Origin of the sequence: Paenibacillus planticolens, from assembly GCF_013141725.1 — a bacterium.
Lineage (GTDB): Bacteria > Bacillota > Bacilli > Paenibacillales > NBRC-103111 > Paenibacillus_E > Paenibacillus_E planticolens.
The window spans coordinates 211843-235786 of the sequence record NZ_WHNZ01000013.1; the positions used below are offsets into that span (position 1 = coordinate 211843).

Below are 23944 nucleotides of genomic sequence, written 5' to 3' on the forward strand. Positions count from 1 at the left end.
TCCCTTTCATAGGGAATGCCCACGGTCCGGACCCGAATCGTGAGCATTCTCCGTTGTTTTTAGTGTTTAAAATGACGTACGCCAGTCATGACCATTGCGATTCCGTTCTCGTTCGCTACACGAATGGACTCTTCGTCTTTAATCGATCCACCCGGTTGAATAACGGCCGTGATGCCTGCTTTCGCAGCCATTTCCAGCGTGTCGCCCATTGGGAAGAAAGCATCTGAGGAAAGGACGGAGCCTTTCGCTTTATCGCCCGCTTGCTCGATCGCGATTTTGGCTGCGCCCACACGGTTCATTTGACCCGCTCCCACGCCAACCGTCATGTCGTCAGCCACGAGTACGATGGCGTTAGATTTAACGTGCTTAACTACTTTCCATGCAAAAAGCAGCTGTTTCATTTCCTCTTCGGTCGGCTGACGCTCGGAAACAACTTTCAGATCCGCTTCCGTCAGTTGGTAAGCATCGCTATCTTGCACGAGCATGCCGCCCTCAACCGTTGTAACCACTGGCTCCGCTTTGCGGCCAGCAACAGTATCTAAGCCGACTACCTTAAGCAGACGGATATTTTTCTTTTTAGACAGGATATCTAACGCTTCCGGTGTAAAATCAGGCGCAATGACGATCTCCAGGAAAATCTCATGCAGCAATTGCGCTGTCGCTTTGTCAATCGCGCGGTTCGCTGCTACGATGCCACCGAAGATGGACGTAGGGTCAGCGGCATACGCTTTTTGGTAAGCTTCCAGTACGCTCGTCCCGATACCTACTCCGCAAGGATTCATGTGCTTAACCGCAACAACGGCAGGCTCGCTGAATTCTTTCACGATTTGAAGCGCCGTATTAGCGTCATTGATGTTGTTGAAGGATAGCTCTTTGCCGTGAAGCTGCTCAGCCGTTGTGATGTTGCCGGCAGCGGCGTTCGGCTTGCGGTAGAAAGCCGCGCTTTGATGCGGGTTCTCTCCGTAGCGAAGCTCCTGCATTTTCTCGTACGTTACTGTGTAACGCTCTGGGTAAGGCTCGCCCATTTGCTTGGACAAGTAATCAGCAATCAAAGCATCATAAGAGCCTGTGTGACGGAACACCTTGGCCGCAAGACGTTTGCGCGTTTCAAGCGTTGTATCGCCAGTCTCTTGTACTTCTTCCAGCACTTTTGCATAGTCGGCAGCATCGACAACAACGGATACGAACGCATGGTTTTTGGCTGCTGAACGAAGCATGGTCGGTCCGCCGATATCGATATTTTCGATGGCGTCCTCGTAAGCGACATTCGGCTTCGCAATCGTCTCGGCAAAAGGATACAAATTCACGACAACCAGATCAATATAATCCAGGCCGAGCTTCTTCATGCTTGCTTGGTGCTCTTCGTTGTCACGAACGGCAAGCAGACCGCTGTGAACAGCCGGATGAAGCGTTTTGACACGGCCGTCCATGATCTCAGGGAAGCCTGTTACCTCGGAAATACCGATAACTGGTACCCCTTTATCCTTCAACAAACTTTGCGTACCGCCAGTAGATATAATCTCAACGCCCAGCTTCGCAAGCCCGCTCGCGAACTCAACGATCCCCGTCTTATCGGACACGCTGATCAGTGCTCTTTTGATTGCCACGATTCTTCCTCCCAGAAAATGAATTTATCTATTTAACGTGGTAAAACCTACAGCCGCACGCCCACCCTGCGGCCATCCAGGCTCACGCGATCCTCGCGCAGCCAGCGAATGACCTGCGGCAGCAGCACGTGCTCTGCGGCATGAATCCGCTCTGCGAGCGATTCCGCCGTCTCGTGCTCGTGGATCTCCACGGCGCGCTGCGCAATGATCGGGCCGGAGTCCAATCCGCCGTCCACGAAGTGCACGGTAACGCCGGTTTGCTTCACGCCGTAGTCAACGGCCTGCTCAATCGCGCGCACGCCCGGAAAAGACGGCAGCAGCGATGGATGGATGTTGATCATCCGGCCAAAAAACGGCTCGACCAGCACATTCGTAATAATACGCATGTAGCCCGCCATTACGACCAGATCAACCTGCCGGTCCTGCAGTTCTTTCAAAATAAGAGCCTCATAGGCCTCACGATTCGCATATTCCTTCGGACGGAACGCGAACACAGGCACTTTCGCTTCCTTGGCGCGCTCCACCACGTAAGCCTGCGGACGGTCACAGACAAGAAGCTCGATGCTGACATCAAGCTTCCCCTTCTGTACCTGATCCACAATCGCTTGGAAATTCGAGCCGCTGCCCGAAGCGAAAATCGCTACTCGATAAGGCTGCATTACACCACAGCTCCTTGGAATGTCACTGCACGCTCGCCTTCCGTAACAACGCCCAAACGGTAAACTTTCTCGCCTTGCGCTTCCGCAGCGGCAATTGCCTTCTCCGCATCGTCCGCATTTACGATAATGACCATCCCGATCCCCATGTTAAACGTACGGAACATGTCGTTGTTCGAAATGCCGCCCTCACGCTGCATCAAAGAGAAGATCGGCAGAATCGGCCATGAGCCGTATTGAATTTCAACATTTACGCCGTCTGGCAGAACACGCGGAATATTTTCGATAAAACCGCCGCCAGTAATATGCGCCATGCCCTTGATCGCCATGTCTTCAAGCATCGCCAGAATCGGCTTCACATAAAGCTTAGTAGGCTCTAGCAGCACGTTGCCCAGCTTATCGCCCAGCTCTTCTACATGACCTTGAAGCGTGTACCCTTTCTCTTCCAGCAACAGTCTGCGCACAAGAGAGAACCCGTTGCTGTGTACACCGCTGGAAGCCAGACCCAATACGACGTCTCCGGGACGGATTGTCGTACCGTCGATGATCTTTTTCTTGTCGACGATTCCAACCGTAAAGCCGGCAATGTCATACTCCCCATCCGCATACATGCCCGGCATTTCCGCCGTTTCGCCGCCGATCAGCGAGCAGCCGGACTGCGCGCAACCGTCAGCGATCCCTTTGATGATCGACTCAATTTTCTCTGGAACTACTTTGTCACAAGCGAGATAGTCAAGGAAGAAAAGCGGCTCTGCGCCTTGAACGATAATATCGTTCACACACATCGCAACCGCGTCGATCCCGATCGTATCATGCTTATCCATTGCAAAAGCAATCTTCAGCTTCGTGCCCACGCCGTCCGTACCAGATACGAGCACAGGCTCCTCATACTTGTCTTTGTTCAAGCTGAACAGCCCGCCGAAGCCGCCGAGGTCAGTCAACACTTCAGGACGGAAAGTCCGTTTGACGTGTTTTTTCATCCGTTCTACTGCTTCGTTACCTGCCGCGATATCGACTCCGGCCTTTTTGTAAGCATCCGACACTTCGCAACCACTCCTTATATTTGTCTATGTCTATGTAGAGGGCAGCCCGAGGGCCGTCCCACTCTCCTTAATCGCAAGCACAACCAACCTTCGTAACATCCACAATTTCCGTTGGGTAGGTATTATCGAAGCAAGCCGTACAGTAACCGCTACTCGCCCCGGACGATCCTTGACCGATGGAATCCAGCAGCCCTTCTTTGGTCAGAAAATGCAGAGAATCGGCGTTGATCGCTTTGCGAATTTCCTCGATAGAGTTCATCGCGGCGATCAGCTCTTTCCGATCCGGTGTATCGATGCCGTAAAAGCATGGATTCATAAAAGGCGGCGAAGAAATCCGTACGTGCACTTCCGTTGCGCCAGCTTCCCTAAGCAAATTAACAATTCTTAAGGACGTTGTTCCCCGAACAATGGAATCATCGATCATGACAACCCGCTTGCCTTCAACCACTTTGCGAACGGCGCTCAGCTTCATTTTGACCCCTTGCTCACGCAGCTCTTGGCTTGGAATAATGAACGTCCGGCCCGTGTAGCGGTTCTTGATCAGACCCAGCTCATAAGGGATACCCGTTTGTTCCGCAAAACCGATTGCCGCAGAAATGCTTGAATCCGGCACGCCTGTCACAACATCGGCATCGACGAAAGCTTCCATCGCCAGCTTTTTACCCATCCGCTTACGGGCGGAGTGAATATTCACTGTATCGATGTCGCTATCCGGACGGGCAAAATATATATATTCCATCGCACAAATCGCGCGTCGGCCGCTCTCCGTGAACTGCTCGGTACGGAAACCGTCGCGATCCAGCACAATGAGCTCGCCTGGCTGAACATCACGGAAATACGTGGCTCCAACCGCATCGAATGCGCACGACTCGGAAGCGAACAAGTAAGCGTCGCCCAGACGGCCGATCATGAATGGTCGCAAACCGTTCGGATCGAGCGCAGCAATCAATTTATCTTTGGTGATAATCAAGAAGGCAAAACCGCCGATTACCTGCGTCAAAGCATCCTTGACCGCATCCACGATATCGTCATGCTCCGAACGGGCAATCAGATGCGCCAGCACTTCCGTGTCGCTAGTCGTTTGGAAGATCGAGCCCTTGCGCTCAAGCTCACGCTTAATAATGTTGGCATTATCGAGGTTGCCGTTCGTCGCAATCGCAAGGTCGCCCTCCCGATATTTGAACACGAGCGGCTGTGCATTCGCCAGCTTGCTTTCGCCTGCTGTCGAGTACCGTACGTGCGCAATCGCCGTGGAACCCGTCAGAGGCGACAGATTCTCGTTCGTGAACACCTCTTTGGCAAGTCCCATCCCCCGGTAGTAGTTAAACTTGCCATCTTCAACCGTACAGATTCCGGCACTTTCCTGACCGCGGTGCTGCAGGGCATGCAGCCCATAGTAGCACAGAGAGGAAGCATCGGGATGACCATACACCCCGAAAACGCCGCACTCTTCATTCAACTTGTCAAACAATCCGCCATGGCCGCCGACACCTTCGTTGAAGTACTCCCCTGTCCAAAGCTCATGCTGCTGATCCCCCAGGTTAACCAGGGGAGCAGTAGGAAGCTTTAGGGCCTTGGATTGTTTTATGCCATTAGACATGGAATCGCATCCTTCCAGACTTTCGCCAGCTCGTTTACCGGAGACTGGAGACGCTGTTCGTTGTTGATTTTAACGGTCAAATCTGTCCCTGTGACAGTTCCGATCTCTTGGTAAGGCACGCCTTGCGAAGCAACCCAGTGCTTAAGAGCGTCCGCTTTGTCTGGGGATGCACTTAGCAGAATACGGGATTGGGATTCGCTGAACAATGCGAAGTCAGGGCGAAGCTCGGAAGCTACGTTAACCTCAGCGCCTACGCGGCCGCTGATGCAGCTTTCCGCCAAAGCAACGGCCAAGCCGCCTTCGGACAAGTCATGCGCAGAAGCGACAAGACCTTCTTGGATCGCTTTAAGTACTGTGTTTTGCAGACGTTTTTCCACCGCCAGATCAAGCTCAGGAGGACGGCCTTCGGTAACGCCGTGAATCACATATTGGAATTCGCTGCCGCCGAGTTCCGCTTTCGTCTCGCCGAGCAGGATGATGATGTCGCCTTCTTTTTTGAAGCTTTGCGTCGTGATGTGGTCGATGTCATGCACCAGACCTACCATTCCGATAACCGGAGTCGGGTAGATTGCGCCTTTGGCGTTCTCGTTATAAAGAGAAACGTTACCGCCGATAACCGGCGTATCCAAGTAGCGGCAAGCTTCCGCCATACCGTCTGTAGATTTTTCCAACTGCCAGAAAATCTCAGGCTTATCCGGGCTTCCGAAGTTCAGGTTATCCGTAACGGCAAGAGGCTCGGCACCGGAGCAAACGACGTTGCGCGCTGCTTCGGAAACGGCGATCCGTCCGCCAACTTCCGGATCCAGATACACATAGCGTCCGTTGCAGTCGGTTGTCATCGCAAGACCTTTGCGCGTGCCGCGAATGGTCACAACCGCTGCATCCGAACCCGGACGCACAGCCGTATCCGTACGAACCATGTGGTCATACTGGTTGTACACCCACTCTTTGCTCGCTACCGTCGGGGACGCGAGCACCGATTTCAGCGCATCCGTCAGCTTCGTTACCTCTGGGTAACGCGTCGTGTCGATCGCTGCGCTTGCTTCGTAATAAGCCGGAACCTTGCTCGGCTTATTGTAAACCGGGCACTCGTCGACGAGTGCGCCGACCGGCATGTTCCCCACGACTTCACCGTGGTGGATCAGCTTCAGGTAACCGTCGTCGGTTACCTTGCCGACTTTCGCGCAGTGCAGACCCCAGCGCTCGAAAATACCTTTCGCTTGCGCCTCATGCTTCGGCTCAACAACGAACAGCATGCGCTCTTGCGACTCGGACAGCATCATTTCATATGCGGTCATGCCTTCTTCGCGCTGCGGAACTTCATCCAGGTAAAGCTCCATGCCGTTGCCGGCTTTACTTGCCATCTCCGCGCTGGAGCAGGTAAGACCTGCAGCGCCCATATCTTGAATTCCGAGCACGATGCCGGAATTGATTAACTCTAAGCACGCTTCCAGCACGAGCTTTTCCATGAACGGATCGCCCACTTGCACCGCCGGGCGCTTCGCTTCGGACTCCGCCGTCAGCTCCTCGGAAGCGAACGTCGCGCCGTGGATACCGTCGCGGCCTGTTGCCGGACCGACGTAGAAGACAGGGTTGCCTACACCTTTGGCAACACCGCGTTGGATTTTGTCGTGGTCGATGAGACCTACGCACATGGCGTTAACGAGCGGATTCCCCTCATAGCTCTCGTCGAACATCACTTCGCCGCCGACAGTCGGAATCCCGATACAGTTGCCATAACCCGCAATACCGGATACAACGTGCTCGAACAGGTATTTGACGCGGTCATTTTGCAGCTTGCCGAAACGCAAAGAATTTAATAAAGCCACCGGGCGTGCGCCCATGGAGAAAATATCACGAATAATACCGCCCACACCTGTCGCCGCACCTTGATAAGGCTCAATCGCTGAAGGGTGGTTATGACTTTCAATTTTGAAAACAACCGCTTGGTTGTCCCCGATATCGACGATCCCTGCGCCTTCGCCAGGTCCCATCAGAACGCGAGGTCCTGTAACCGGGAATTTGCGAAGCACAGGCTTGGAATTTTTGTAAGAGCAATGCTCGGACCACATAACGCTGAATACGCCGATCTCCACATAGTTTGGATTACGCCCAAGGAAGCCGCAAATTTTGGCAAACTCTTCGTCCGTTACGCCCATTTGCTTGTAAATTTTCTGTTCCACGATTTGTTCGGCTGTCGGTTCCTTAGCGGATAGCTGCTGCGTCATGTTTTTCCCTCCAAGCGCTTAGAATTGATGTGAACATTTTCTTGCCGTCGGCGGAGCCTAGAATCTCATGAATGGCGCGCTCCGGATGGGGCATCATACCTACTACGTTGCCGGCTTTATTGCTAATTCCCGCAATGTCGTCAACGGAACCGTTCGGATTGCTGCCTGCTTCATAACGGAATACGATTTGATTGTTTTCTTGCAATTCTTTCAATGTAGCATCGTCACAGTAGTAGTTGCCTTCACCGTGTGCGATCGGAATATTGATAAGCTCGCCTTCAGCGTAATCGCGCGTGAAAGCCGTTGTGTTGTTTTCCACTTTCAAAATCGTATCGTGGCAGCGGAATTTCATGCCGTTGTTGCGCAGCAAAGCTCCTGGCAGCAATTTGGCTTCCGTCAATACTTGGAATCCGTTACAAATACCTAGAATGTATTTGCCTTCTTCCGCAGCTTTAGCCACAGCTTTCATCACATTCGTGAATTGCGCAATCGCTCCGCAGCGCAGGTAATCCCCATAAGAGAATCCGCCCGGCACGAGGATGCAGTCGTATTTGGACAAATCGTCCGCCGTATGCCATACATAATCAACCGGCTGTCCGATCGTATCTTCTACTGCCTTGTAGCAGTCAATGTCACAGTTTGAACCCGGAAATACAAGCACCGCAAAATTCATGACGTTTCCTCCTTCTAAGCGTTTTGCCTTTGGCAAAACTTGCTTCGTAAGCATTCACTTTTGTTCTATTACGCCAACTCGTAGCGATAGTCTTCGATGACAGTGTTCGCCAACAGCTTCTCGCACATCGCTTTCACGCGTGCTTCCGCTTCTGCTTTATCCGTTGTACCAAGCTCTAACTCCAAATATTTACCGATGCGCACTTTGCCAACTTCCTCAAAACCCATGGAATGAAGAGCTCCTTGCACCGCTGTTCCCTGAACATCCAAAACGTTCTGCTTAATCGTTACGTAGACCGTTGCTTTCATTTCAATTCTCCTCCTCGTATGTGCTTGCTCTAATTTTCTGAATCGACCAAACGGTGCAAAATCTCTTTGTAACGGTTCGACGTTTCTTCCACGACAGACGCCGGAAGCTCATCCGGCTCGCTGTTTTTATCCCAACCCGATCCCGCCAAATACGTGCGGACCGGCTCTTTGTCCATGGAATCGATCTCGATATCCAAGGCATATTTATCTTCCGACCAATAGCGCGAGGAATCCGGCGTGAAAATTTCATCGATAATAATCAGATCGCCCATATAAAAGCCAAACTCAAACTTCGTATCCGCTAAAATAATGCCTTTACGCTCGCACATGGAATGAGCCAGGGAATAAAGCATGATGCTGCGCTCTTGCAGCGCGTACGTCAGCTTTTCGCCAACCAAATCAATCATTTGTTCAATGGAGATGTCCTCATCATGACCTACATCATTTTTCGCCGCTGGCGTGAAAATAGGGTCCTGCAGGCGTTGGTTCTTGCGCAGTCCTTCAGGCAGCTTACGGCCGTTGATTTCGCCGGTTTTCTCATACTGTCTCCAGCCGTTGCCTGTGATGTACCCGCGAACGACACACTCGATGGAGATGCGCTCCGCTTTTTTCGCGACGATGATACGCTCTTTCAGAAGCTCTCTCGCTTCCGCATCCGGAATAATATCGTGAAGGAGCTCCACATCCGTGTGCACGATATGGTTGTCCATATAACCGCTCGTAATGCCAAACCAATACTTGCTCAGCGCGTTTAGCACGTATCCTTTATCCGGAACACCCGGCTTCAGAATGTAATCAAACGCCGAAATCCGATCCGTTACGACGATCAGGAAGTTTTCCCCCAGGTCATACAGTTCACGTACCTTCCCTTTGTGTACCAGAGGCGCCTTAACGAGCTCAACCGCTGAATCAAGGATTTTACTTGCCACAGACAACACTTCCCTTCTCCCAAAGTTCCTGCTATTTCAAACCTAAACGGTCAAAGATCGTAGCGACGTGCTTCAAATGCCAGCTTGGATCGAAGCAATCCGTAATTTCAGCCGGGCTGAGCACTTCTGTGATCACCGATGCATTCTCAACGATTTCACGGAAAGAACGCTGTTCTTCCCAAGCTTGCATCGCTCTTGGCTGCACCGTGTCGTACGCTTGCTCACGCGAAAAGCCTTTGTCGATCAGCTTCGTCATCACGCGGCCGGAGAAAGGCACATCGTACGTGCTGCGCATGTTGCGCTTCATGTTCTCAGGGAACACCGTCAAGTTTTTGATGATGTTGCCAAGACGGTTCAGCATGTAGTTCAGCAGCTGCGTAGCATCCGGCAGGATCACACGCTCAACGGAGGAGTGCGAAATATCGCGCTCATGCCAAAGCGTCACGTTCTCGTAAGCGGAAATCATATGCCCGCGAATGACACGGGACAGACCCGAAATGCTCTCGCAACCAATCGGATTGCGCTTGTGCGGCATCGCGGAGGACCCTTTTTGACCTTTTGCAAACGGCTCTTCCACCTCGCGGAACTCACTCTTTTGCAGCGCGCGGATTTCGGTCGCGAATTTGTCCAGGGACGTAGCAACTAGCGCCAGAGTAGCCATGTACTCAGCATGACGGTCACGTTGAAGCGTTTGTGTCGAAATCGGAGCCGGTTTCGTGCCCAGCTTCTCGCACACATATTGCTCTACGAACGGATCGATGTTCGCGTAAGTGCCTACGGCGCCAGAGATTTTACCGAATTGTACGCCATCAGCGGCAAAACGGAAACGCTCCAGGTTACGCTTCATTTCCTCGTACCAAAGCGCCATCTTGAGTCCGAACGTCGTCGGCTCGGCATGCACGCCATGCGTTCTGCCCATCATTGCCGTATCTCTATGTTCAATCGCTTTATTGCGAAGGATTTCAATGAAGTTTTGAATATCTTTGTCCAATATTTCGTTCGCTTGTCTTAGCAAGTAACCAAGTGCCGTATCTACAACGTCTGTAGAAGTTAATCCGTAATGTACCCATTTGCGCTCAGGCCCTAACGTCTCGGACACCGCTCTTGTAAAAGCAATAACGTCATGACGCGTCTCTTGCTCGATTTCGTAGATGCGGTCGATGTTGAAGCTTGCGTTCTCGCGCAGCACTTTCACATCTTCTTTGGGGATTACACCCAGCTCAGCCCAAGCCTCGCAGGATAAAATTTCAACTTCGAGCCATGCTTGAAACTTGTTTTGTTCCGTCCAGATGCTCGCCATTTCGGGGCGTGTATAACGTTCTATCATTTTGCCGTTCCTCCAATAATGTTCATTTACTTACTTTCCCAAATCCTGGTGCGTTCTATCCAAGTCAGTGCGTGCTGCACATCGCTTGCCAGCAAATTAATGTGTCCCATCTTGCGTTTCTCTTTCGCTTCCTTCTTCCCGTACAGATGAACCTTGGCGCTGACGCCTAAGTCTGTATCCTCCAAGAAGCCGGGCTGGTCGATAAGACCGTTAAGCGGTTCGATATGCTCGCCGAGCAAATTCACCATAACAACAGGTGTCAAAAGCTCGGTTGAGCCTAAAGGCAAGTTGCATATCGCTCGAACATGCTGCTCGAACTGCGACGTCCGGCACGCTTCCATCGTGTAATGACCTGAATTGTGCGGGCGCGGCGCAAGCTCGTTGACATAAAGCTGACCGTCTTTCGTCAGGAACAGCTCTACGGCGATCAATCCGATGACGCCAAGTCCTTCGGCGATTCGCGTCGCCAGCTTCTCGGCTTCCTGCTGCACGTCTTCCGGAATGCGGGCAGGTACGATGGATTGATGCAGGATGTTATGTACATGTATGTTTTCCGCCGCAGGGAACGCCTTCACTTCACCGCGAGGGCTTCTTGCTGCAATGACGGATAATTCTTTGTCAAAATGAATAAATTGTTCGAGAACGAGCTCGGTTCTGGCCCGGCTCAAGGTTTCGTAGGCTTCTTCCGCTTCATCTATAGAGCGGATGACCCATTGGCCTTTGCCGTCGTAACCGCCGGTTGCCGTCTTGAGTACGCATGGCGTGCCGAACCTCGCTATCGCTTCCTTCAGTTCAGCTGCGCTCTTCACTTCCGCATAAGGAGCAACGGGGACGCCCGCCGCTTCAATCGCCCGCTTCTCGCGAAGACGATGCTGCGTCGTGTATAAAAGCTCGCTTCCTTGAGGAACATAGGACTCATTCATAAGAATGCTTGTCACGTGAGCATCCACGTTCTCGAATTCGTACGTGATGACGTCGGACAGGACCGCGAGCTTCCGCGCCGCTTCGACGTCGTCGAAGTTCGCTTGAATCTGTTCGTCCGCGACTTGCCCGCAAGGCGCATCCTCTGTGGGATCAAGCGTTACGAAGCGATACCCCATGTTGCGGCCGGCCAAGGCCAGCATGCGGCCTAACTGCCCGCCGCCCAAAACGCCGATCGTGCCGCCAGGCTTGATGACCTTGCCACCTGCTGTGTCGGTCATAACAGGTCACTGCTTTCCATCACCGTCTGCGCGACGCGCTCGCGGCGTGCTCTGACCCTCGCTTGCAGCTCAGGATCGAAAGCGCCCAGAATTTGCGCAGCCAAGAGGCCTGCATTCGTTGCGCCCGCATGCCCGATCGCCACCGTCGCAACCGGAATGCCGCCCGGCATTTGCACGATCGAAAGCAAGGAATCAAGACCGTTCAGCGTCGACGTTTTGACGGGAACACCAATAACCGGAAGCTCCGTTTTGGCTGCTACCATTCCTGGTAGATGCGCCGCCCCGCCTGCTCCGGCAATAATCACCTGAATGCCGCGGCCTGCCGCTGCGGCTGCATATTCGAACATAAGATCCGGTGTTCTGTGTGCGGAAACCACCTTTTTCTCAAAAGGCACTCCCAGCTCTTCCAACATGTCGCATGCGTGCTTCATCGTTTCCCAATCCGACTGGCTTCCCATTATGACACCAACACGTACCGTCATCACTAACCCACTCTCTTTTGTATGGTAAACCCCTTAAACCAAAAAATGCCCAGTGTTAGAATACATGATTCTATCCGCTGGACAGCAAAAGAACCGAATGCAAAAAGACCATCGTCTTCCTATGGTTTCCCTCATTCGCTTCCTCGTAGTCCAAAAATTCACGGTTTTTGGGTAGAAACTTTCAGGCCTTATCCCTGATTTTATACGAGTCGATTCGACATTTTCAATTAGTGCGGCTCTAATTCCCGCTTCCCTAGTTTACTACCAACTGACGTGTGATGTCAATTTCAAAAAACGAACGATTTTTAACTTTTTCTTATAAATAGTTCGCTTTTGGGGGCTATTTTTCCAGTACGCACCAGTTTTAACCTCTATTTCTGATTTCACTCTCACATTGGCGTTATGCTTGTTCGGTTTTCAGGGCATATCCTGAACAATCCTTCCTATTATTTCGACATTATTCGATGAGAGTTAAACCATAATACGTATCCACCGTCTAATTATAAAGAAGAATTCCAACTCTAAAGGAGAGATTTATGATGAAAAAAAGCATGCCTACCTTACTGAAAGTCACTTTGGCTGCAGCCCTGCTAGCCGCTGCTAGTCCAGCCCTCCTCCTGCCACAGGCGACCGTTCATGCGGAGACAGAAAGCGACTGGTTCGAGATTAAGCTTGCCCCTCTGAAAATACAGATCGGAGATCAACTTCTGGACGTGCCGGGCGGCAAATCGGCGGAAGGCGACACCTACGTCGGACTTGCTTTTCTCAGCAAACAGCTTGGCTTGACAACAGCCTGGGATGAGGCTACGAAGACCGTCACCGTCAGCAGCCCTAACAAGAAAATGAGCATGCATAATCAAGATACGAAATATTCCTTGGATGGCCGCGAATTTTACAAAACATTGCCTCCTGTGATCGTGGACGGAACCACCTACTTGCCGCTGCGTTTGCTCCTTGAACAAATGGGCTACCAAATCGGATACAACGATGAAAGCCATGTCGTCACGATTACTAAAATTCAAGAAAACGAACTCACATTGACGAACAAGTCAGAATCGAAAAAGATTACAGACAACCAGGAGATTACGATAAACTATCCGCAAATTGAAGGATGGGCAAATTCCGCGGCAAGCGCGAAAATTAACGCATTCATTCAAAGCGAGATAGAGAAATATAAAGATGCCGCCAACAAAGGGTTAAGCAAGAACGGCAACGAGTATCCCTATTCTTTCGATGTTAATTATCAAATAACGTATAATCAGAAGCATAAGCTCAGTCTCTACTTTGAAGTATATTCATTTACAGGCGGCGCCCATGGGTCCACTACCCGGGATTCTCATACGTTCGATCTGGATACGGGGAATGAGCTGAGTCTTCAGCAGCTGACATCGAATAACGCTAACTACAAGACGATCATCAACGAAACGATTAAAAAGCAAATAAAAGAGCAAGATTATGCACTCATCGAACCCTTCGAGTCCATCCGTGACGATCAGGGCTTTTATTTAAAAGATGACACGGTGGTCGTATACTTTGGCCAGTACGAATACGCTCCTTACGTGCTGGGCATTCTTGAATTCCCGATTCCGCTATCGGCTTTTGCGGCGGCAAAATAAACATGGCAAAGCGCCCCAATCGACTACCCGAGGCTTGATCCTCTTTGTAGCAAGCGGGTCGCTTTTTTTGCGTTCTTTTTTCGACAAATTCTAATCACGCTATAACTTTTCTACTTTTCCATCGTCTAACTAACTAGAATGTATCCATAAGGAGAGATTGCCATGAACAAGAAGACATTCTCAATGAAAATCACATTGGCTGCTGCCCTTATATTAGCCGTAAGTCCAGTTGTCCTCCCACGGCAAGCTGTCATCTATGCAGAAACGTCTAGCACAGGTTTCGACGTCAAGCTCGCACCTATCCAAATCCAGATCGGTGATCAACTGCTAGATGTGCCGGGCGGCAAAACAAAGGATGGTGACACCTATGTCGGCCTAGCTTTTCTCAGCAAGGAGTTGGGCCTGAAGACCTCGTGGGATGAAGCGTCTAAGACAGTCACCGTCAGCGGGCCTAACAAAACCATGACCATGCACAATCAAAATACGGAATATGCACTGAATGGACACACGTTCTACGCGGCTTTGCCTCCTGTCATTATCAGTGGAACCACTTACCTGCCACTGCGCCTGCTTCTTGAGCAAATGGGCTACAAGATCGGTTACAACGATGCAAGCCGTGTCGTTTCGATTGCCAAAATTCAAGAGAACGAGCTTAAGCTGACGAACAAATCCGAGTCGCAAACGAAAACCGATAATCGGAGTATTACCCTGCAGTATCCTCAGATCGAGGGCTGGGATCATTCAGCTGCCAGCGCGAAAATCAACGCCTTCCTCCAAGCGGAGGTGGAGAAATATAAAGCGGCAGCCATCCAGCAATTAAGCGACCTTACCGAGGATACCGACACCACGATGCCTGATTTTCCAAAAACGTTCGATGTGAATTATCAAATCACTTACAATCAGAATCATAAGCTCAGCCTCTACTTTATTGTTTACACATTCTCAGGCGGCGCGCACGGTTTCTATTCCTGGGATTCCCACACGTTCGATCTCGATACGGGAAATGAGTTAAGCCTTACGCAAGTTGTTTCCAATAACGCTAACTACAAAACTATCATCAATGAAAAAATAAAAGAGCAATTAAAAGAGCAAGATTACGAACTGATCGAACCGTTCGAATCCATTCGTAACGATCAAGGCTTTTATTTAAAAGATGACACAGTAGTCGTATACTTTGGCCTGTACGAATACGCTCCTTACGCGCTGGGCATTCTAGAATTCCCGATTCCGCTGTCTGCTTTTGCAGAGGCGAAATAAACATGGCAAAGCGCCCCACTCGTCTACGCGAGGATAGATCCTCGTTGTAGCGAGTGGGGCGCTTTTTTTCAGCTGCTCATGAGCTCAGCGCAGCTTCATACCGCATGGAGCTTCCGACCACAGCCAGCTCCTTCACCAAACCTAACTGCTTGAAAACATGCAAAGAGCTGTGCACCGTCATCGCGTTAATCGTCGGATATTTGACGATTAGCGCTTCACAAATTTCTTTAACCGTTGTGTAACTGCCCTGTTCATATAAATATGCCAATAACGCGTATCTCTGCGGGGTTAAGGGAATGTTCTTGGCGCGCATCCGCTGCAGCGCTTGGTTCAGATCATGCTTAGCCATCGTGGAAACCTCCTCTGCGATTTATGATCTATAAATGAATGAATGATCTATGATTGCCGGCGCACATATGTGCCTCTTATCGGTTCAAATGCTGCAAGTATCCTGAAATGTCAATGCCCAGGCCGGTTGCCAGGGCCATCCCCAGCTTGGCGTCGGCGCGATAGAAATTGCAAATCGCCATCAGCTTCGATTTCTCATGTACAGTTGAGAGGTCGCCAACCAGATTTGAAATGAAGTTCGACTGCTCCTGCTCGCTGAAGCTGCGGAACGTGTCACCGGCTTGGGCAAAATCGTTCGTTTTGGCGATTTTTTGCCGGGCTGCATAGCCTTGCAGCGGCATTGAGCTGTCGCGGTACGCCGGAGCCTCCTTCGGAGCATCGGCATAACGAGTCGGCTCGTAATTTACGCTGCCGGACTGCGGCTTCATTTGCATAGCGCCGTCGCGCTGATTGTTCTGTACGGCAGCATATGGGCAGTTGACCGGAATCTGCAGGTAGTTGACGCCCAGCCTATGTCTTTGCGTGTCGGGATAGGAAAACAGACGGCCTTGCAGCAATTTGTCTTCGGACGGCTCAATTCCCGCTACCAGCACACTCGGGGCGAAGGCCGCTTGCTCAACTTCAGCGAAAAAGTTCTGCGGATTGCGATTCAGCGTCATCGTCCCCACTTTGTGTAGAGGAATGACGTCTTCCGGCCATACTTTCGTCGGATCCAGCGGATCGAAATCGTACGCATCCAGATCCTCCGGCTGAAGAAGCTGTACGTGCAGATCCCATTTCGGAAAGTTGCCGCTCGCGATGTTGTCATACAAATCTCTAGTCGCATGGCTAAAATCTTCCCCTTGAACGGCTGCTGCTTCCGTTTTGGTCAAATTGCGCACACCTTGATGCGGCTTCCAGTGATATTTTACATACACGTAATTGCCTGCGGCGTTAATCCATTTGAAAGCATGAACGCCAAAACCGTTCATCTCCCGGTAGTTAGCCGGCGTGCCGTAATCCGAGAAGACCCAAGTCAGCATATGCGTGGACTCCGGCGTGAGTGACATGAAATCCCAATAACGGTCCGGTGTCTGCACATTCGTGTCAGGTGCCGGCTTCAAGGAATGCACCATATCCGGAAACTTCATCGCATCACGGATGAAAAATACAGGAAGATTATTGCCGACCAAGTCGTAATTGCCTTCTTCCGTATAAAATTTAACCGCGAAGCCGCGCGGATCGCGCGCCGTTTCCGGCGAGCCCTGCCCGTGGATAACGGTCGAGAAGCGGACGAATACCGGTGTTTCTTTGCCGGCTTCGCCGAGGAACGCAGCTTTGGTGTAGCGGTTCATTGCTTGCTCAACCTTGAACGTGCCGAAAGCTCCCGCTCCGCGGGCATGCACGACGCGCTCCGGAATGCGTTCCCGGTCGAAATGCGCAATTTTCTCAAGCAGATGGTAATCCTCCAGAAGAGTAGGTCCGTGCTGACCTGCCGTTCTGGAGTTCTGGTTGTCGCCTACGGGAGCGCCTTGATTAGTCGTTAAGTAATTGTGGTTTTGAGTCATCTATATAACGTCCTCCTCTTGCTATAATAATTTCTTATTTATAATAATTATAATATAGTATTTATTTTATTTTAAGTGATAATAATTGTCAATGGCTCAAGGCAAGAATTTCACCGAGCCCGCTGAATAACAGGAAAAACTACCACTAATTCGATATGTACCTGCCAATCAGCATATTTACATGGAATTTCTCACGTTAATATCATGTTACTTACCCAAAATCGGATGTTTCGAAGCAAGTTAACAGGAGATTTTTCCTGTTAACTGCCCAATAATGCCCCAACCCCCTTGAAATAACTGGAGTTTTTCCTGTTAACGCAATCAAAAAAGCCGATAAACCCAACCGCACATGCGATCGAGTCTATCGGCTTCACATCTATTCTTTAATCAGCCCTGCAAGTGGCAAACCTAACTCCTTTATGCCTTCAACAATTAAACGGGCGATTTCAATCGCCCCCGCTTCCGAGAAGTGCGTGTCATCCGTTACGCCGTCCGGATAATTGGCCTGTTCCCCAGGCCGCAGCCAGAGGAACAGCGCTTTGGCCCGCTCTGTTCCAAGGGACAGCAGCAGATTCCTGCTCTTTTCGGCCAAGTCAATGAGCGGAGCTTCCAATTCTTCGGCCAACCGTTTGACCGAAGCCGGATACTCCCCGTGCGTATCGGTAAAGTTCCCCTGTACATCGAAGCTTCGCCTCTGCACGGAGGTAATCAGAATCGGCAAAGCCCCTCTGGCCCGAGCTCCATCCACATACTGTCGCAAATGATCCAAATAAGTTGTATGCGGATCTGTGTGTCTTGCTTCATCCGGTTTCTGATCGTTATGGCCGAACTGAATAAAGAGATAATCACCGGGACGAATCCTGCTCCAAATGGCGGCCAAACGTCCTTCCGCGATAAAGCTTTTGGAGCTTCTGCCTGAAGAAGCTGCATTACATACAGTCGCACCACTTCCAAACCAGCGCGTGAGCACCTGTCCCCAACCCATTCGCGGGTAAAAGGAAGCCGTATAATCGGACATAGTGGAATCCCCTGCCAAGTAGATGGCTATACGCGGCTCGGCCAAAGCCGCCCGCGGACTCCATCCGTCCCGACCTGCCAGAATCCGGTCAACGTCATAAGCTTCTGCCTCCTGCTCCGTAAGCTGCTTGGACCAATCCACCCGCATGCCCGTGTCCGCGCCGGGACCATGATTCCCATACTCCGCGAAAGCGAGAGCCTCCACACTTTCCCGCTCATTCCAGCGGTCCCAACCTGCCTTCTTCACATGCTGCCCCAACCAGCAGTGCACGAATGCCACCTTCGCGTAATTCCGCCAAGGCCTTCCAAGCCCAACCGATTCAACAGGCGCTTCTCCCGTCAGCTTGCAGCCAATAAACACATATCCGTACATAGCGTCCTCCGGTGTGGACGCCGCCGTAACCCAGCCTTTGCCGGAAGATACAATTTCACAATCCAGAAATACCGCCGTCGCCGAGCCAAAAATAAAATCCACATCGCCTCGAATATAACAGCGCTCATAGTACTGCCGAACAGCCCGCGGCGGCATGCCGTCACGCGGTCCCCCGAAGCTGGAACGATCCCGCGGTTTGGGCGGCAGCGGCCCCGTAAATAACGTATCTTGATGCCCAAGGAATCGGCAATCCCGGAAAATGACCTTGTCTCCGTCCACATAGGCGGCCAATGCTTGCCCGACATCCTCCCCTTTTCCTGCCGTATTCTCAAATGTCAGATGCTCAATCGTCACATCGTCCGCGCCGATAAAAGCCGTATAGGAATGAAAGGTGTGATACGGCTCACCACTCGGAAAAAGCTTTTTCGCATAATCCCCGTAAGTGACAATCGTCGTTTCTGCCGATTCCCCAATCAAGCTTAGGCGCCGCTTCGTGATATGCAGCTTTTCTTCATAAACGCCGCTTCTCACGAAAATGACCGTTTCTTCCTTCCTCTCATCGGCAATGCTATCGATCGCTTCCTGAATACGGACATAATCACCGCTTCCGTCTGCTGCTACTATGATCATCGTTGTTATCCTTCCTCAACAAAACTGCCATACGTCACTTCCCTGAACCTTTCCTTCCAAGGCGAGACTCCTTGCAGCTTTTCATAGATTTCCTCTGCTTTTTGAATGCACACCGCCTGCACGACTCGACCATACTCCAGGCATCCTGAAGTTTGGATCGTTTGTATGAAGCCTTCTTTGTCGCGCAAAAGGACATCCGACGTAATCTTCCCTTCGTAGTACTCCTTCAATGGAGTGAACGCTTCGTCCTCGACGGAAAGCAAATACAAGATAGGAAGCGTGCGCTTCTTGCCATATAAATCATTCTTCACATCATAGCGGATGAGATCGCGCATATCGTTCTGGATCTGATGAACGAGCCCGATGCAATCCGCCAGCTCATGAAGCTGCTCGATCGTCTCCCGCGGGGTCTCTAGCGTCATATATCCCATACAACATGCCAAGCGGAATAGAGAGCCGGACTTCTCCTGCGTCATCACCAGGTAATCATCAACCGACTCTGCCGCATTCACCACATCCTTGTGCTGGCCGTTAATCGAGCGCGCAATGATCTTCGTCACCTCAACCAGCCATTCCGACTTGACCTGCAAATGTCCCAGCTCGCCGACGAATCCCATTAACAACGCCAGAACCGCATTCAATGCCTCTGCTTGCGAGCATTTCATCCACGGCTTGTCTTCTTGATCCTGATCCTGCAGATCATCGACAATGTCCAGGATGAGATTGGCCAACTCCGCCAGTGCCGCATAACGCTCAATATGAGGCGAACTCCCGCCCATCATATAATGCGTGCAGAGCGTAACCTTCGCCCAGGCTCCATTCTCTTTTTCTTTGTCTGCGATAAAAGACTTCAGAAGCTCATTTAAACCCTTTACCTCAATATACTCGTCCACCAAGCGAATCATATGCTCTTTCACGTTTTGCTTCATGCCCCATTCGCCCTCGCTTCTGTCTCTTATGTTAAAGAATGGCAACTTCGCCTGAACTGCAGAGAAGACCGGAAAAGGCAGTCAGCCTTCCCGGTCTCCTATAGATTATTCGCATGTTTATTCGATGAGCGAGAAGCGTTTGCCTCTCCTATATGTATATAGTAGAATACATGTTCTTTAGGTGTCAATGCGTGTTTATTACTAAGCTCGTTCTCTGCTAAGGAATCCGCCGTAGGTTGCTTCTTTAAACTTCAACTTCCATCGAGAGAGCGCTGGCAACCTTTCATAAATCTCTTCTGCTTTTTGCAGGCAAATGGACTGAACAACACGAGAGTATTCCATACAACCCGATTCCCTAACCATTTGCATAAACTCTTCTTTTTCTCCCAAAAGGTCATTTACGGTTATTTTACCCTCGTAATAATCCTGAAACGGGAGGAATGCCTCATCCTTAACTGCAAGCAGATATAGAATTGGCAGCGTACGCTTCTTACTAAATAAATCATTCTTTACATCATATCTAACAAGATCTATCATATCATTTTCAATCTGATGGATGAGTCCGATGCAATCTGCAAGATCATTAACCTGCTCAATTGACTCCTTTGAGCAATCCGCCAACATATACCCCATAAAACAAGCTAATCGGAACAGAGAACCTGATCTCTCCTGTGTCATTTTTAAATATTCATCTGCCGATGTTACGGTATTGGTCACATCTTTGTACTGCCCTTTGAGCGATCGTGTGATGATTTTCGTAACTTCCACCACATATTCTTCCTGAAACTGCATATGCCCCAGCTCACCGACAAATCCCATAAGCATTACAAAAATTGAGTTTAATGCTTCGGCTCTAGAACAATGCATCCACGGCTTGTCTTCTTGATCCTGATCTTGTATATCATCGACAATGTCAGATATTAATACGATAAGCTCCGTCATAGCAGCATACCGCTGAATATCAGGTGAGGTACCGCCAAACATGTAGTGGGTATAAAGCGTAATATCCCCCCATGTTGTATTCTCCTTGACTTTACTTATAATGAACGATTTAAACAATTTATTTAAATTCTCAACAAGAATATATTCATCCACAACACGATACAAATACTGCTGAATATTCCCTTCCACTCTCCCTCCTCCTTGGTTATGCATAATATTTGCTTTTTATGAACTTCCCCATAGCTTCTGTCCTAGTTTTGACACCTAATTTATCGTAGATTTTCCTTAAATAATTGTCTACACTGCGTTTGCTCATATAAATTTGTTCTGCTATTTGTTCGTGTGTAGCTCCTTTCACCAACATGCTTAACATTTGAATCTCTTCTTCAATCAGCATAAAACTTTCCTGCTCATATCTTTCTAAGAATTGCATCCGATGGAAGTACGAGATAGGCAGCATCGTCTGACCTTCCAGAATGCAATTTACCATATTAATTATCACACGTTCGTTCGATTCCTTGGATAAAACACCACTAACCTTTATCTCAATTAGCTTATTAATGATGCTGTCTAATTCAACTCCCGTAAATATAACAATAAGAGTATGAGGATATCTGCTCTTAATGGCTGCCGCTACTTCTATGCCTGTTTGATCTGGAAGCTGATAATCAAGAAAAATAAGCTCAGGCTGATACATTTCTACTTGCTCCAAACATTGCTTGGCATCATTAGCAATACCAACAACTTCAACGCGCTCAATTTGCTCTAACAACGCTTTGGTTGCTCGAGCAAATAGTGGGTGATCATCAACAACTAACGTTTTGACAATCTCGATCATGAAGCCCTGACCTCCCCAATAGGAATCCTTATTTTGAACGTAGTACCGATTCCTTTGTCTGTCGTCATATCCACTTGACCACCCATATGCATGATTCTACTTTTCATTTGTTCAATTCCCATCCCAGAAGCACCGATTTCCTTCTGAAATCCTTCCTGATACCCGTTGAAGCCAACACCATCATCCTCATAGTTCAAGCAAAAATAATTCTCGTTTTCTTCGATTGAAAATAAGACTTTACCCGCTTGAGAATGTTTCTTCGCATTATTTAGAAGTTCTTGCACGATTCGGAATATATGACGTTTTGTTAACAAATCCTTTTCTTCAATAGTTATAACTGAACCTATTTCTACTGAAAGCATGAATGGCGTTGTATAAGACTCCTTATCAACGTACATTTTCAGAGTCGGAATCAAACCTATTTCTTTTAGCAAATGGGGATTCAGTTCAAAACAACTTTGACGTAAACTCGCATTTATCATATCAACGAAATTATTCATACTATTAAGTTGTTCCTGATCTAATTTATCTAAATTGCCTTTTTCCGCAATGGAAGATATTCTTCTTTTGAGGAAAAATAGGTCCTGCATCGTCGTATCGTGCAAATCCGTAGCAATCCTCATCCGCTCCTCTTCCTGCAAATCAAACATAACCTTGCGAAACCATTGAATATCATACGCATTTGTTTCATGAGGAAGCTGAGCTGCAAACTGTTGTAGGTTTAACGTCAGCTTACGGATTAAATGTACATTTTCTAAACTGACTTCCAAATATGAGGTAATGAGTTGAAGCCATTGCTTCTCTTCTCTTGAAAGATAAGTGTTTGTTTTCTTACGCGTTACGATAAGGTAGCTGGAATAAGATTCATGATTGTTCATCTCAATACTTGTATAGTTTGGGGCGGTAATTAAAGTATTCGCATCGACATGCCTCCGAATTCCTTCAATATCTATTTCCCCTTCATAGATAATTTCCACTTCATCTTTGTACTGAAAAATGATTGCTCCACCAGCCACCTGTAATGTACTTACAATATCAACAAGAACAATATCTTTTAATTCTCGAAAGCTTGAAATTGTGCCTAAATTTTTCGAAATTTTCTTCAAAGCTGTTTGAAAAATATGCTTTCTGGGAAACAGGAACGGTTCAAGTTTAGTTGTCCAATACTCTGCACCATATAGGGCTACGGTTATTAGGAACATTGAACCGCCAAATATATATAACAATTGTTTTTCATCAACTACATTATTAAACAAATAATGATATACGCCTGTGAATATGCAGACAGGTAGAATAGCAAGCAAACCTGCGAACATGATTCGTCTAATAACTAAGCCGAAATCGTACAGTTGGTTGGAAGCAATTAAGTAAGCAAATGACATCGGGAAAACCAATAAGATCCAACTTGTGAATATTGCGTTTAAAATTGGTTCACCAGTCAACAATTGTGGTAGAAACGAGAAACAAATAATAGGTAAAAAAGAAATCATCCATGACAACCAAACACTTTTAACGATGCTAGATATATAGGATTGCTGCCCTCTAACTTTAATAAGCAGCTTAGTTAGCACATACATATTTAATAAAAATCCAAATATGAAAAATCCCAACGTAATAATGATGTCATAGCGATAAAACGTATAAGTTAAAGAAGGGTGGAAGTATAAGCCTCTTAGACAAAGAGCAATCACAACGATTGAATATAAATACTTCAAGATCCACGATGGTAAGTTTAAGTCGCTTTTTTCTTTGAAAAAGACGATTAAAAAATGTAAAAAAACGATAGGTAACAACATCATAAAAGTAGTAATTTGAACTTTCCCAAGAACATCTCCTCTAATAGAAGCTAATAGACTCATAAAAACAATTGAACCACAAAGAAACACAGCTGCTAGAAGCTTAGCGGATTTAGAGTGAAACATCTTGATGACAATCACAATAGCCATCCCGAAACAGACCATTTCCTCAATTAACGGAAAAATATCATAAAAAATGTTGCTTTTCGCATTTAGTACTACTTGATGTTCATGGCCTTCCCTTGAAACGACTAGGCTCTGAGCCTGCTCGATTGCACTCCATTTTCGCAGCGTTACAAAATCTTCAGCAGGTTTGCCATCTATTTGTAAAATAATATCGCCAACTTTGAGATCTAATTTAATCGCGGCACCTTCTGGGAGCAAACGTTTTACCACCCATTGCCCTTGTATTTCTTCATTTTCTATTCCCATATATGGAAAGTGAAATACAAGCATCGAGCACCATAGCTGCAAAATAAGAAAAATAGAGAAAGCAATTCCTAATACGACTTTTTTTTTCATCATATCCCCCTTATTTTCCAAATATTCGATATAATATATCTCAGCACTAAATAAATTAATAAAAGGAGCTCAAA

Annotated in this window: 20 protein-coding genes and 1 riboswitch; of the genes, 2 read left to right on the plus strand and 18 right to left on the minus strand. The window is 48.7% G+C overall.

The features are described from left to right. Window positions 1–59 precede the first annotated feature (59 nt). The 11 genes from purH to purE form a co-directional block, all read right to left on the minus strand. Entirely contained in the window at window positions 60–1607 is a 1548-nt protein-coding gene (gene purH / locus GC097_RS05940) for a bifunctional phosphoribosylaminoimidazolecarboxamide formyltransferase/IMP cyclohydrolase (protein ID WP_171682417.1), read from the minus strand. Between the two features lie 47 nt (window positions 1608–1654). Next, on the minus strand, window positions 1655–2266 hold the full coding sequence (purN, locus tag GC097_RS05945; RefSeq protein ID WP_171682418.1) for a phosphoribosylglycinamide formyltransferase: 612 nt from the start codon (window positions 2264–2266) through the stop codon (window positions 1655–1657). Beyond that, the gene (gene purM, locus GC097_RS05950) at window positions 2266–3306 is read right to left on the minus strand and encodes a phosphoribosylformylglycinamidine cyclo-ligase (protein WP_171682419.1); all 1041 of its coding nucleotides are present in this window, start codon (window positions 3304–3306) and stop codon (window positions 2266–2268) included. The genes purN and purM overlap by 1 nt, the downstream gene beginning before the upstream one ends. Before the next feature lie 67 nt (window positions 3307–3373). Then, entirely contained in the window at window positions 3374–4906 is a 1533-nt protein-coding gene (purF, locus tag GC097_RS05955) for an amidophosphoribosyltransferase (RefSeq protein WP_171682420.1), read from the minus strand. Next, window positions 4891–7134 carry a phosphoribosylformylglycinamidine synthase subunit PurL gene (gene purL / locus GC097_RS05960; RefSeq protein WP_171682421.1) on the minus strand — a complete coding sequence of 748 codons (2244 nt, stop codon included), beginning with the start codon at window positions 7132–7134 and terminating at the stop codon, window positions 4891–4893. Before purL ends, purF begins: the two co-directional genes overlap by 16 nt. Further along, a complete protein-coding gene (purQ, locus tag GC097_RS05965) occupies window positions 7112–7807 on the minus strand; it encodes a phosphoribosylformylglycinamidine synthase subunit PurQ (protein WP_171682422.1) in 696 nt (231 codons plus the stop codon). Before purQ ends, purL begins: the two co-directional genes overlap by 23 nt. A gap of 68 nt (window positions 7808–7875) precedes the next feature. Beyond that, entirely contained in the window at window positions 7876–8115 is a 240-nt protein-coding gene (gene purS, locus GC097_RS05970) for a phosphoribosylformylglycinamidine synthase subunit PurS (protein WP_079414612.1), read from the minus strand. 29 nt (window positions 8116–8144) lie between these two features. After that, on the minus strand, window positions 8145–9044 hold the full coding sequence (locus GC097_RS05975; protein ID WP_376768364.1) for a phosphoribosylaminoimidazolesuccinocarboxamide synthase: 900 nt from the start codon (window positions 9042–9044) through the stop codon (window positions 8145–8147). Between the two features lie 31 nt (window positions 9045–9075). Then, window positions 9076–10371 carry an adenylosuccinate lyase gene (gene purB / locus GC097_RS05980; RefSeq protein WP_171682423.1) on the minus strand — a complete coding sequence of 432 codons (1296 nt, stop codon included), beginning with the start codon at window positions 10369–10371 and terminating at the stop codon, window positions 9076–9078. A 26-nt stretch (window positions 10372–10397) separates the two neighbouring features. Then, entirely contained in the window at window positions 10398–11573 is a 1176-nt protein-coding gene (purK, locus tag GC097_RS05985; protein WP_171682424.1) for a 5-(carboxyamino)imidazole ribonucleotide synthase, read from the minus strand. Beyond that, window positions 11570–12055 carry a 5-(carboxyamino)imidazole ribonucleotide mutase gene (gene purE, locus GC097_RS05990; RefSeq protein ID WP_171682464.1) on the minus strand — a complete coding sequence of 162 codons (486 nt, stop codon included), beginning with the start codon at window positions 12053–12055 and terminating at the stop codon, window positions 11570–11572. Before purE ends, purK begins: the two co-directional genes overlap by 4 nt. Window positions 12056–12181: 126 nt before the next feature. Then, window positions 12182–12283: riboswitch (purine riboswitch) on the minus strand. Between the two features lie 311 nt (window positions 12284–12594). On the opposite strand from purE, the gene GC097_RS05995 reads away from it, so the two are divergent. Then, window positions 12595–13671 (plus strand): stalk domain-containing protein, encoded by a 1077-nt coding sequence (locus GC097_RS05995; RefSeq protein ID WP_171682425.1) that lies wholly within the window; start codon window positions 12595–12597, stop codon window positions 13669–13671. A 162-nt stretch (window positions 13672–13833) separates the two neighbouring features. Next, on the plus strand, window positions 13834–14928 hold the full coding sequence (locus tag GC097_RS06000) for a stalk domain-containing protein (RefSeq protein ID WP_171682426.1): 1095 nt from the start codon (window positions 13834–13836) through the stop codon (window positions 14926–14928). Window positions 14929–15004: 76 nt separating this feature from the next. Here GC097_RS06000 and GC097_RS06005 read toward each other — a convergent pair whose 3' ends face one another. The 7 genes from GC097_RS06005 to GC097_RS06035 form a co-directional block, all read right to left on the minus strand. Continuing rightward, window positions 15005–15277 carry a Fur family transcriptional regulator gene (locus tag GC097_RS06005; RefSeq protein WP_171682427.1) on the minus strand — a complete coding sequence of 91 codons (273 nt, stop codon included), beginning with the start codon at window positions 15275–15277 and terminating at the stop codon, window positions 15005–15007. Between the two features lie 76 nt (window positions 15278–15353). Next, window positions 15354–16823, minus strand: a complete 1470-nt coding sequence (locus GC097_RS06010) for a catalase (protein ID WP_171682428.1) — start codon at window positions 16821–16823, stop codon at window positions 15354–15356. A 376-nt stretch (window positions 16824–17199) separates the two neighbouring features. Then, the gene (locus tag GC097_RS34125; RefSeq protein ID WP_246293982.1) at window positions 17200–18843 is read right to left on the minus strand and encodes a pectinesterase family protein; all 1644 of its coding nucleotides are present in this window, start codon (window positions 18841–18843) and stop codon (window positions 17200–17202) included. A 5-nt stretch (window positions 18844–18848) separates the two neighbouring features. Then, complete coding sequence (locus tag GC097_RS06020; RefSeq protein WP_171682429.1) at window positions 18849–19772, minus strand: polyprenyl synthetase family protein; 924 nt, start codon at window positions 19770–19772, stop codon at window positions 18849–18851. Between the two features lie 201 nt (window positions 19773–19973). Continuing rightward, window positions 19974–20903, minus strand: a complete 930-nt coding sequence (locus tag GC097_RS06025) for a polyprenyl synthetase family protein (RefSeq protein WP_171682430.1) — start codon at window positions 20901–20903, stop codon at window positions 19974–19976. A 16-nt stretch (window positions 20904–20919) separates the two neighbouring features. Continuing rightward, window positions 20920–21552, minus strand: a complete 633-nt coding sequence (locus GC097_RS06030) for a response regulator transcription factor (RefSeq protein ID WP_171682431.1) — start codon at window positions 21550–21552, stop codon at window positions 20920–20922. Then, window positions 21549–23870, minus strand: coding sequence for an ATP-binding protein (locus GC097_RS06035; RefSeq protein ID WP_171682432.1), 2322 nt, complete (start codon window positions 23868–23870; stop codon window positions 21549–21551). The genes GC097_RS06030 and GC097_RS06035 overlap by 4 nt, the downstream gene beginning before the upstream one ends. Window positions 23871–23944: the final 74 nt, after the last annotated feature.

Coding starts and splice junctions, on each gene's coding strand:
- GC097_RS06005 (WP_171682427.1), bottom strand. CDS start 15,277: ATGGCTAAGCATGATCTGAACCAAGCGCTGCAGCGGATGCGCGCCAAG.
- purQ (WP_171682422.1), bottom strand. CDS start 7,807: ATGAATTTTGCGGTGCTTGTATTTCCGGGTTCAAACTGTGACATTGAC.
- GC097_RS06020 (WP_171682429.1), bottom strand. CDS start 19,772: ATGAAGCAAAACGTGAAAGAGCATATGATTCGCTTGGTGGACGAGTAT.
- purE (WP_171682464.1), bottom strand. CDS start 12,055: ATGACGGTACGTGTTGGTGTCATAATGGGAAGCCAGTCGGATTGGGAA.
- purF (WP_171682420.1), bottom strand. CDS start 4,906: ATGTCTAATGGCATAAAACAATCCAAGGCCCTAAAGCTTCCTACTGCT.
- purL (WP_171682421.1), bottom strand. CDS start 7,134: ATGACGCAGCAGCTATCCGCTAAGGAACCGACAGCCGAACAAATCGTG.
- purS (WP_079414612.1), bottom strand. CDS start 8,115: ATGAAAGCAACGGTCTACGTAACGATTAAGCAGAACGTTTTGGATGTT.
- GC097_RS06030 (WP_171682431.1), bottom strand. CDS start 21,552: ATGATCGAGATTGTCAAAACGTTAGTTGTTGATGATCACCCACTATTT.
- GC097_RS06035 (WP_171682432.1), bottom strand. CDS start 23,870: ATGAAAAAAAAAGTCGTATTAGGAATTGCTTTCTCTATTTTTCTTATT.
- purN (WP_171682418.1), bottom strand. CDS start 2,266: ATGCAGCCTTATCGAGTAGCGATTTTCGCTTCGGGCAGCGGCTCGAAT.
- GC097_RS06000 (WP_171682426.1), top strand. CDS start 13,834: ATGAACAAGAAGACATTCTCAATGAAAATCACATTGGCTGCTGCCCTT.
- purB (WP_171682423.1), bottom strand. CDS start 10,371: ATGATAGAACGTTATACACGCCCCGAAATGGCGAGCATCTGGACGGAA.
- GC097_RS05995 (WP_171682425.1), top strand. CDS start 12,595: ATGAAAAAAAGCATGCCTACCTTACTGAAAGTCACTTTGGCTGCAGCC.
- GC097_RS06010 (WP_171682428.1), bottom strand. CDS start 16,823: ATGACTCAAAACCACAATTACTTAACGACTAATCAAGGCGCTCCCGTA.
- GC097_RS34125 (WP_246293982.1), bottom strand. CDS start 18,843: ATGATCATAGTAGCAGCAGACGGAAGCGGTGATTATGTCCGTATTCAG.
- purK (WP_171682424.1), bottom strand. CDS start 11,573: ATGACCGACACAGCAGGTGGCAAGGTCATCAAGCCTGGCGGCACGATC.